This is a genomic window from Corallococcus terminator (genome assembly GCF_003611635.1).
Classification (GTDB): domain Bacteria; phylum Myxococcota; class Myxococcia; order Myxococcales; family Myxococcaceae; genus Corallococcus; species Corallococcus terminator.
Genome location: NZ_RAVZ01000375.1, coordinates 1 through 8,879, shown reverse-complemented (window position 1 = coordinate 8,879; position 8,879 = coordinate 1). Strand labels below are relative to the sequence as shown.

The following is an 8,879-nucleotide window of genomic DNA, read 5'->3' as shown; positions in this document are numbered from 1 at the left end:
GCCCGACCCCGTGCTGGTGCTGGGCGCGGACGGTGGGCTGCTCAACGTCAACGCCGCGGCGGAGGAGGTGCTGCGCCTGCGTCTGGACGAGGGCGGGGATGCGCTGGGCCGGGTGGAGCCGGAGGTGCGCGCGGTGCTGGAGCGCGTGCGCGCGCATGTCGTGGGCGGACGGGGCGCGTACCAGCCCCGGGGGTACGAGGAAGCGGTGCGCGTGGAGGGCTCGCTGGACGGTGGCCGGTGGCTCCTGCCACGCGGCAGCCCGGTGCACGGCGAGATGGGGGACGTGGTGGGCGCCACGCTCATCCTCCAGGACGTGACGCGGCTGCGGCGCTTCGACGAGCTGAAGAACGACCTGGTCGCCACGGTGGCGCACGAGTTCCGCACGCCGCTCACGTCGCTGCGCATGGCCATCCACCTGGTGGCCGAGGGCGTCGTGGGGCAGGTGACGGAGAAGCAGGCGGACCTGCTCTTCGCGGCGCGCGAGGACTGCGAGCGCTTGCAGGGCATCGTGGACGACCTGCTGGACCTGTCGCGCATCCAGTCCGGTCAGCTCCAGTTGGACCTTCGTGAGGTGCGCACGGAAGAGCTGGTGGAACACTCACTGGCCGCGCAGCGCACGGTGGCGGAGGACCGGGGCGTGCGGCTGTCCCAGGCCCTGTCACTCGACGTGGAGACGGTGCGGGTGGATCCGGAGCGCTTGCAGTTGGTGCTGGGCAATCTGGTGGGCAATGGCGTGAAGCACACGCCCCGTGATGGCGAGGTGTCGGTGCACGTGCTGCGCGAGGACGGACGCGTGCGCTTCGAGGTGCGCGACACCGGCGAGGGCATCCCCGCGCAGGAACAGGCGCGCATCTTCGAGAAGTTCTACCGCGCCCCGGGCGCACCGTCGGGCGGCGCGGGGCTGGGCCTGTCCATCGCGCGGGACATCGTCCAGGCGCATGGTGGCGAGCTGGGCGTGGTGAGCACGCCCGGGCAGGGCAGCACCTTCTGGTTCACGCTGCCGCAGCCCGACGTGGCGTGAGTGTCACGGCGCGGCGGGCGCATCCAACCGGCGCATCGCCTCCCGGCGCGCGTCGGACGCGGTGCGGACGATTTCGGAGCTGCTCGGGCCGAACGCCTCCGACGCCATCTCGCGGAGCCGTGGGAACACCTCGCGCTCCTCCTCCGCCATGTGGTGCGCGGCCACCGCTTCCAACTGCCGCACCGTGGCCTCGCGGCGACGGGGCTCCCGGCGGGCGTGCAGCAATTCGGAGATGAGCTGGCTCATCTCGCCGTGCTCCTCCACCGCGAAGTCGATGCGAGGTCCTTCGACGACGCTCCTCGCGACGGGGTACACCCAGCGCTCCTCGATGGTGCTGTGCAACGTGAGCGCTTCGGCCAGGCGCACGCACAGCTCAGGCTTCTCTTCGTCCGGCGCCGCGCGATAGGCCTCGAAGAGGGCCTCGGCGTCCCGGTGCTGCTGGATGAGCACGTCGATGATGTTCATGAGGCACCCCCATTGGGAGGACCGCGGTGGCGGCCCCTCCGCAGGGTTCTCACGCAGGCGCACGGGTGCAATCCGCGCGGAAGTGCCGCGCCCTTGAGCGCCCCTGACTCCAGGGGGGTGTCCGCATGCACTGGCGCACATGCCAGCGCCCTACGCTTCCGGCTTCGCGTCCGATTCGTACTTCTTGCGCTTGCGCCACAGCGTGGACGCGTCGATGCCGAGCAGGCGGGCCGCCTCATCCAGCGTCGGCGTGGAGGCCATCACGCGCAGGATGTGTTCGCGCTCCACGTCCTCCAGCGTGTGCGGCCCTCCCAGGCTCACGCCAGGGCCCACCGCGGACGCGATGCGCTCCGGGAAGGCCTGCGGCTCCACCACGCCCGCGGGCCCCACGATGAGCGCTCGCTCCAGGGCATTGCGCAATTCGCGCACGTTGCCCGGCCACGGGTAGGCACGCAGCATCGCCTCCGTGGCGGGGGAGAGTTCCGGTGCCGGACGCTGCGCGGCCCTCGCGAAGAAGGCAACGAAGCGACGGGCCAGCGGGACCAGGTCCTCGGGCCGCTCGCGCAGGGCGGGAAGCTTCACCTCCAGGACGTTCAACCGGTACATCAGGTCCTCGCGGAAGCGCCCCTCCGCCACGTCCTTCTCCAGGTCGCGGTGCGTGGCCGCCACCACGCGCACGTCCGCCTTGCGCGTGCGGCCCTCGCCCAGCCGTTCGAACTGCTTCTCCTGGAGGAAGCGCAACAACTGCGCCTGGAGCGAGGGGCTCATCTCCGCCACCTCGTCGAGGAACAGCGTCCCGCCTTCGGCCTGCTCCACGCGCCCGGGCTGGTCCTTCACCGCGCCGGTGAAGGCGCCTCGCGCGTGGCCGAACAGCTCACTGGCCAGCAGTTGTTCGGACAGGGTGGGGCAGTTGATGGTGACGAAGGGCCGCTTGCGCCGGGCGCTCATGGAATGCAGTGCCCGGGCGAGCACGCCCTTGCCGGTGCCGCTCTCCCCGCGCAGCAGCACCGCCGCGTCGGACGTGGCCGCGCGGGTGATGAAGCCGATGGCCGCGTGCATCGCCGGAGAGGCCGTCTCCAGCGTGGCCTCCGGCACGGCCTGCGCGAGCTGTCCCTCCAGGTCCCCCAGGTGTGACGACAGCTCGCGCTGTGCCTTCGCGCGCTCCAGCACGTGGCGGATCTGCGCGGGGGTGAAGGGCTTGGGCAGGTAGTCGCGCGCGCCACGCTTCACCGCCTCCACGGCGGTGTCGAACGTCGCGTAGGCGGTGATGAGGACGACGTCGAGCGCGGGCGATTCAGCGAGCAGGCGGGGCAGCAGCTCCAGTCCGGAGGCGTTGCCCAGGCGCAGGTCCACGAAGGCCAGGTCCGCCGGCCCCTGGGCGAGCGCCGCGAGCGCGGCCTCGGGGGTGGCGGCTTCGCGCACTTCGCAGCCGAAGCCCTCCAGGCACACCCTCAGGGTGTGGCGGATGTTGCGCTCGTCGTCCACCACGAGCACCCGCATGGGGCGCTCCGTTGTCTCTTCGGGTCCGGCTCGGACTTCCATGGAGCAAGTGTAAGAGCATGCCGTGTGCCGGGCCCGTTTGTTGGATGCCGGGCGGGAAGGGCACGGGAAGACGCATTGCATCCCGCAAGGTCGCACCCGGTCGCTGCTTGCAAGGTGCAACGTGGGGCCGGCTGGTGTCTGCTGCGGAACGGCCGTGCGACTGGCACGCGCCATGGATGGAATGGAGCCCATGCGCAACGACGGGACGCCGACCGATGACGGTGACGGGGGCGAGGACAACATCTTCGCCAAGGAGCTGACGCCCGCTCCGGACCGCTGGGTTCGCCGGGGCACGTGGATCGGCATCGTGCTGCTGGTGTTGGTGGGTGTCTTCCTGTGGTTGCAGGGAGGGGAGAACCGCGCGCTGAACGCCATGTCCCCCTCGCAGCGACAGGCCCTGTTCCGCGAGACGCGCGACGAGTTCGAGGAGCTGTGCCTGCCGGATGGAGGCGGCACGCGCTTCCCTCGCAAGTGCGGTCAGCTCGCGGACTTCCTCAAGAACTTCTCCGAGTGCGACGCCGCCTGCCAGGGCGAGATCGAGCCCTTCCGCGGGCACCCCACGCGCTGAAGAAGCCCGCGCGGCACACGGTTTGCCCCTGGACGGGGCATGTCTTCCTTCGCGAACGGCGGGTTCGCCCGCCCCTGGTGGCGGGATCTGCCCGGCTGGTTGTTGCTGTGGACGCTGGCGGCGGTGGCGCTCGTCAGCACGGGCGCCGAACGGCGGAGCGTGCAGCGCATGACGCCCCTGGAGCGCGCGGCCGTCTTCCTCCGGGCCTCCGACACGTTCCGCTTACTGTGCGAAAGCCCGCTCGCCTCCGACTTCACCTCACGCTGCCGTGAGCAGGCCCGCTTCCTGGGGCTGTTCCCGGAGTGTGACGACGCGTGCCGTGAGCGCCTCCTTCCCTGGCGGTGAAGACGCGGCGGGGCCGTGGCGTGCGACGGCATGCTTCGCCTCCCGCCGATGAAGCAGCGTCGGACACCGCGTCCTGCACGGCGTCACCGTGCAGGATGAAATCCCGCGCGCGCCGCAGCGGCGGAGCCTCCAGCAAGAACGCGGGGATGCAGTGCGGCCCCTTCGGCACGAGGGATGCTCCTGGGTGGGGGCGTCCGGGTGGAAGAACCCCGGCATCCAGGAGTGAAAGTCATGAGGATGATCGCCATCTTGAAGACGTGGAGCGTCCGTGCGCGCCACACCGGGCCCCGACACGAGGCCTCGCTCAAGGCGGTGCGCATGTTGGGGGCGGAGGGCCTGGTGGACGCTCGCCGCCGCGCGGGTCGGGCGCTGGAGCGCGCCTGGCGCTGCACGTGTTGCCGCAGCCTGCTCGCCCACGTCTTCGAGCGCGTGGGCTCCACGCTGTTCCTGGACGACGATCCGGAGGTGCTCGTGCAGGCGTTCGAGGACAGCGAGCGCGACCGGTTCAGTGCGCGCGTGCTCGCCGCGTGCATCGTGATGGTGGGACGCGAACGCGTCGCCGTGGCGCTCTGATGCGATGGCCCGGTGGCGAGTGGACGGCGGACCTTGGAGACCTCAGCGGCCCCTCGGGTCGGAAGGCAGGGCACATGCGGTGGATGGACTTCCTGGCGGTGGAGGCAATCCAACCGTCCCTGCGGGCGCGCGACAGCGACTCGCTGCTCCAGGAACTGGCGGGACTGCTGGCGCCGCAGGCGGGCGTGACAGCGGCGGTGCTCGCGGAACACCTGCGCGAGCGTGAACGGTTGGGCACGACGGCGATGGAGGGCGGCGTGGCCATTCCCCACTGCCGTGTGGAGGGCGTGCGGCGCATCGTCACCTGCCTGGGGATCCATCGCGGTGGCCTCGCATTCGGCGAACCCGAGGACGGACTGGTGCACCTCTTCGTCGGCATGGCGGCCCCGCCGGACACCGCGGGCCTGCACCTCAACGTGCTGTCACGCATCGCGGCGCTGCTGCACGACGCGTCGCTGCGAGGCGCGCTGCTGCGGACCACCACCGCCGAGCAGGCCCACACCCTCCTGGCCCAGACCGAGGCCACCCTTCATCCGTACCCGGCGCCAACGACGCACCGCGCCATCCTTCACCGCTGAATGGCCGACCCACGGTTCGCTCAGCACCCGGATGTCCTTCCGGCGGGCTGGAATGATCGCGCCAGGGTGTGCCATCAGCACCTACATCTGACGTAGAACATCCTGCGAGGCAGGTCCCACCTGACAGGGTCAAGTGTCCTGGGGGACCCTGCGGGGCAATCCAGACCCGTTTACAAGATATTTCAAAGGTCGCGGGCTTGAGTCGGGGGGAGAGGTGTTGTCTATCCTACGTGTCTCGACGGGGCCTCAACCGTCGGGGGGGCCCGCCCGGGCCGCGGAAGGATGAGCGACAATGAGCTGGCGCAGCAGGCCCCGCGGGGATGCACGACCGCGCTTCATCGGGATGTCTGACGTGGGCCCGCGAGGGGGTGTGTGATGGCGTTGAGGCTCAAGCAGAAGATGATGGTGCTGCCGGTGGTGGCGTCGGTGTTCCTGGTGGCCATCGTGGCGGTGACGGTGGGGCTGGGCATGCGAACGCGAGCCGCTTCGGATCGCATCGGCTTCAGCCTGGCTCCGTCGGTGAGCCAGGCGCAGACGTTGCGCGCGGGCTTCGCCGCGCTGCACCAGGACGTGGGCGACGCGGTGGCGTTGCACGCGGTGCAGCAGCAGACGCTGGATGCGCGCGTGACGGAGCTCACCGCGGGCCTGAAGGCCCTGCGCGGCATGAAGGAAGTGGACACCGGCCGCGTGGAGTCCCTGCAGGAGACCTTCACGCGCTACTGGCAGGAGGCCGCGAAGGTGGTGGCGCTGGCGGCCCAGAACAGCGCGGGCGCCGACGACGCACTGGCGAAGCTGGGGCCCGTGCACAAGACGCTGCACGACGGGCTGGAGTCGGTGACGGCGCAGCAGGAGGCCGCGCAGCGCGAGGCCTTCATGGAGATGGAGTCGCTGCACGGCACGACGCTGACGTGGGTGCTGGTGCTGTCGGTGGCCTGCATCGCGGCGCTGGCGGCGCTCACGGTGTGGCTGCTGCGCGAAGTGACGCTGCCCCTGGCGCGCCTGACGGAGACGGCGACGCGCATCGCGCGGGACGGTGACCTGTCGCAGCCCATCGACACCTCCGCGCAGGACGAGGTGGGCGAGCTGGCGCGCAGCATCGAGACGCTGATGAAGCGGCTGCGCTCGGTGCCGGGCACGCTGCACGCGGTGGTGACGGATCTGACGGCGGCGGCGGCGCGGCTGAACACGGCGAGCCACGAGCAGCTCAACTTCCTGACCAACCAGTCGCGCAGCCTCACGGAGGCCAGCTCCACCATCGCGGAGATCGCCCAGACGTCGGGCATGGCGGCCAGCCGCGCGGAGATGGTGTTGAAGGTCGCGGCGCAGGCGGATGCGTACAGCGCGTCGGGACAGGTCTCCATCGAGCGCAGCGCGGAAGGGCTCCAGCAGATCCGCCAGCGGGTGGGCGCGCTGGTGGGCAGCATCGGGCACCTGTCCGAGCAGGCCGTGCACGCCGGAGAGATCATCGGCAGCGTGAAGGACCTGGCGGACCAGTCCAACGTGCTGGCGCTCAACGCAGCCATCGAAGCGGCGCGGGCCGGTGAAGAGGGTCGGGGCTTCGCGGTGGTGGCCAAGGAGATGCGGGCGCTCAGCGGTCAGTCGCTCCAGAGCACGCAGCGCATCGGGAAGATCCTCCTGGAGATCAACCAGGCCATCCGCCAGACGGTGAGCATCGCGGAGGGCGACAGCCAGAAGATGGAGGAGGGCATCGAACAGGTGCTCGCCTCGGCGACGACGCTCAAGGACATCACCCAGGTGGTGCAGGAGAGCAGCCAGGCCGCGCGTCAGATTGTCGCCTCGGTGACCCAGCAGAACGCGGGCATCACGCAGATGACGGAAGTGGTGACGCAGTTGTCGGAGATGATGAGCGACGTGGTGCTGGCCACCAGCAACGCCGAAGAGGCGGTGGGGCAGATCAACAGCTCGCTGGGCAAGCTCCAGGAGCTGTCCACCTCGTTCCGCGTCTAGCGCTTCCACGCCGGACCCCGCAGGGCCCACGGGCCGTCCCGGATGCACCGGGGCGGCCCGTTGTCCGTCGGGCCTACTCGCCCTGCATCAGGCCCGTGATGTGGCCGTCGGGGTGGACGGTGACGCGCCTGGCGGCGGGCTCCCGGGGCAGGCCCGGCATGGTGAGCAGCTCGCCGGTGAGCGCCACCAGGAAGCCCGCGCCCGCGGACAGGCGCACCTCGCGCACCGTCAACGTGAAGCCCTGGGGGCGGCCCGTCTTCGTTGGATCATCCGACAGCGACAGGTGCGTCTTCGCCATGCACACCGGCAGCCCCGCGCCGCCCAGCGCCCGCGCCGTCTCCAGGTCCTTGCGTGCCCCGGGCGTGAAGGCCACGTCGTCCGCGCCGTACACCGTGCGCGCGATGGCGCGGATCTTCTCCTCCGGCGACTGATCCAGCTCGTAGAGGAAGCGCGGCTTCGGTGGCGCCGCGTCCGTTGCGTCCAGCATCGCCAGCACCGTGTCCGCCAGCTCCAGTGAGCCCTCGCCGCCCTGGGTGAAGCCGTCGCAGACGGCGATGCCCACGCCCCGGGCCTTCGCGAACGCGCGCAGCTCGTCCAGCTCCGCCTGCGTGTCCTGCGGGAAGCGGTTCACGCACAGCACCGCCGGCAGGCCGAACGCGGCCACCGATTCCAGGTGCTTCTCCAGGTGGTTGAAGCCCTTGAGCAGCGCTTCCCGGTCCGGCTCCGCCACCTGCGCCGGGCTCGCGCCGCCGTGGTGCTTGAGCGCTCGCAGCGTCACCACCAGCATCACGCCCCGGGGCCATACGCCGGCGCCGCGGCACTTGATGTCCAGGAACTTCTCCGCGCCCAGGTCGAAGCCGAAGCCCGCTTCCGTCACCACCTCGTCCGCGTACGCGAGCGCCAGCCGCGTGCCCACCACCGACGAACAGCCGTGCGCGATGTTGCCGAACGGCCCCGCGTGCACGATGGCCGGCCCGCCTTCGCGCGTCTGGGCGAGGTTCGGCATCAGCGCGTCCTTCAGCAGCGCCACCATGGACGCCGCCGCGTTCACGTCCTTCGCGCGCACGGGCGAGCCGTCCGGCGCCTGGCCCACCACGATGCGCCCCAGCCGCACCTCCAGGTCCTGGAGGTTCTCCGACAGCGCGAGGATGGCCATCACCTCGCTGGCGGCGGTGATGTCGAAGGACGTCTCGCGCGGCACTCCGTGCGCCTTGCCGCCCAGCCCCACGATGACGTTGCGCAGGAACCGGTCGTTCATGTCCATGGCGCGGCGCCAGCGCACCTTCGTGCCCTCCAGCACCACCGGGTGGCCGTAGTACACGGCGTTGTCCACCAGCGCGGACAGCAGGTTGTGCGCGCTGGTGATGGCGTGCAGGTCCCCCGTGAAGTGCAGGTTGATGTCCGCCGCGGGCTCCAGGCTGGCCCGCCCGCCGCCAGTGCCGCCGCCCTTCACGCCGAAGACGGGCCCCAGGGACGGCTCGCGCAGGGCCGCCACCGCCTTGCGTCCCCGCTGGCGCAGGCCCATGGCGAGCGCCACCGACATCGTCGTCTTGCCCTCGCCAGGAGGCGTGGGGTTGATGGCCGACACCAGCACCATGCGGCCCTGGCGCGAGCGGCGACCGAGGGCATCCAGGGACACCTTGGCGCGGTCGCGGCCCCAGGGGAGGACATCTTCCGGCGCGAGGCCCAGCTCGGCACCGACTTCGGCAATGGGACGGAGCGTCATGGCGCGGGACTCTCCGTGTCCCGCCCGGAGAGGTCAACGCTCGCGACACGGGGGGCAGGCAGGCACCCGGGCCTGGACGTTTCCCCCAGGGGC

General features: G+C 71.0%; 9 protein-coding genes. 6 read left to right on the top strand and 3 right to left on the bottom strand.

Annotation, left to right across the window (positions count from 1 at the left end):
• The coding region (locus D7V88_RS35115; RefSeq protein WP_244238564.1) for a sensor histidine kinase at positions 1-1,021 on the top strand (1,021 nt) is incomplete at its 5' end.
• Positions 1,022-1,024: 3 nt separating this feature from the next.
• Here D7V88_RS35115 and D7V88_RS35110 read toward each other — a convergent pair.
• Positions 1,025-1,486: a hemerythrin domain-containing protein gene (locus tag D7V88_RS35110; RefSeq protein WP_120544964.1), complete on the bottom strand. Its 462-nt coding sequence runs from the start codon at positions 1,484-1,486 to the stop codon at positions 1,025-1,027.
• A 150-nt stretch (positions 1,487-1,636) separates the two neighbouring features.
• Entirely contained in the window at positions 1,637-2,986 is a 1,350-nt protein-coding gene (locus D7V88_RS35105; protein WP_120544963.1) for a sigma-54-dependent transcriptional regulator, read from the bottom strand.
• 232 nt (positions 2,987-3,218) lie between these two features.
• Here D7V88_RS35105 and D7V88_RS35100 point away from each other — a divergent pair, with 232 nt between their 5' ends.
• The 5 genes from D7V88_RS35100 to D7V88_RS35080 all read left to right on the top strand — a co-directional run bounded on the left by D7V88_RS35100 (position 3,219) and on the right by D7V88_RS35080 (position 7,060).
• Positions 3,219-3,596, top strand: a complete 378-nt coding sequence (locus D7V88_RS35100) for a hypothetical protein (protein WP_244238563.1) — start codon at positions 3,219-3,221, stop codon at positions 3,594-3,596.
• 39 nt (positions 3,597-3,635) lie between these two features.
• Positions 3,636-3,941 carry a hypothetical protein gene (locus D7V88_RS35095; protein WP_120544961.1) on the top strand — a complete coding sequence of 102 codons (306 nt, stop codon included), beginning with the start codon at positions 3,636-3,638 and terminating at the stop codon, positions 3,939-3,941.
• A gap of 231 nt (positions 3,942-4,172) precedes the next feature.
• Positions 4,173-4,514, top strand: coding sequence for a hypothetical protein (locus D7V88_RS35090; RefSeq protein WP_147448988.1), 342 nt, complete (start codon positions 4,173-4,175; stop codon positions 4,512-4,514).
• Between the two features lie 74 nt (positions 4,515-4,588).
• Positions 4,589-5,092 carry a PTS sugar transporter subunit IIA gene (locus D7V88_RS35085; RefSeq protein WP_120544959.1) on the top strand — a complete coding sequence of 168 codons (504 nt, stop codon included), beginning with the start codon at positions 4,589-4,591 and terminating at the stop codon, positions 5,090-5,092.
• A gap of 375 nt (positions 5,093-5,467) precedes the next feature.
• The gene (locus D7V88_RS35080; RefSeq protein WP_120544958.1) at positions 5,468-7,060 is read left to right on the top strand and encodes a methyl-accepting chemotaxis protein; all 1,593 of its coding nucleotides are present in this window, start codon (positions 5,468-5,470) and stop codon (positions 7,058-7,060) included.
• Positions 7,061-7,133: 73 nt separating this feature from the next.
• Here the strand turns inward: D7V88_RS35080 and D7V88_RS35075 are convergent, their stop codons facing one another.
• Positions 7,134-8,786 carry a formate--tetrahydrofolate ligase gene (locus D7V88_RS35075; protein WP_120544957.1) on the bottom strand — a complete coding sequence of 551 codons (1,653 nt, stop codon included), beginning with the start codon at positions 8,784-8,786 and terminating at the stop codon, positions 7,134-7,136.
• Positions 8,787-8,879: the final 93 nt, after the last annotated feature.

What these genes read in the sequence shown, in the direction of transcription:
- D7V88_RS35110 (WP_120544964.1), bottom strand. Translation starts at nt 1,486, where the DNA reads ATGAACATCATCGACGTGCTCATCCAGCAGCACCGGGACGCCGAGGCC.
- D7V88_RS35105 (WP_120544963.1), bottom strand. Translation starts at nt 2,986, where the DNA reads ATGCGGGTGCTCGTGGTGGACGACGAGCGCAACATCCGCCACACCCTG.
- D7V88_RS35100 (WP_244238563.1), top strand. Translation starts at nt 3,219, where the DNA reads ATGCGCAACGACGGGACGCCGACCGATGACGGTGACGGGGGCGAGGAC.
- D7V88_RS35095 (WP_120544961.1), top strand. Translation starts at nt 3,636, where the DNA reads ATGTCTTCCTTCGCGAACGGCGGGTTCGCCCGCCCCTGGTGGCGGGAT.
- D7V88_RS35090 (WP_147448988.1), top strand. Translation starts at nt 4,173, where the DNA reads ATGAGGATGATCGCCATCTTGAAGACGTGGAGCGTCCGTGCGCGCCAC.
- D7V88_RS35085 (WP_120544959.1), top strand. Translation starts at nt 4,589, where the DNA reads ATGCGGTGGATGGACTTCCTGGCGGTGGAGGCAATCCAACCGTCCCTG.
- D7V88_RS35080 (WP_120544958.1), top strand. Translation starts at nt 5,468, where the DNA reads ATGGCGTTGAGGCTCAAGCAGAAGATGATGGTGCTGCCGGTGGTGGCG.
- D7V88_RS35075 (WP_120544957.1), bottom strand. Translation starts at nt 8,786, where the DNA reads ATGACGCTCCGTCCCATTGCCGAAGTCGGTGCCGAGCTGGGCCTCGCG.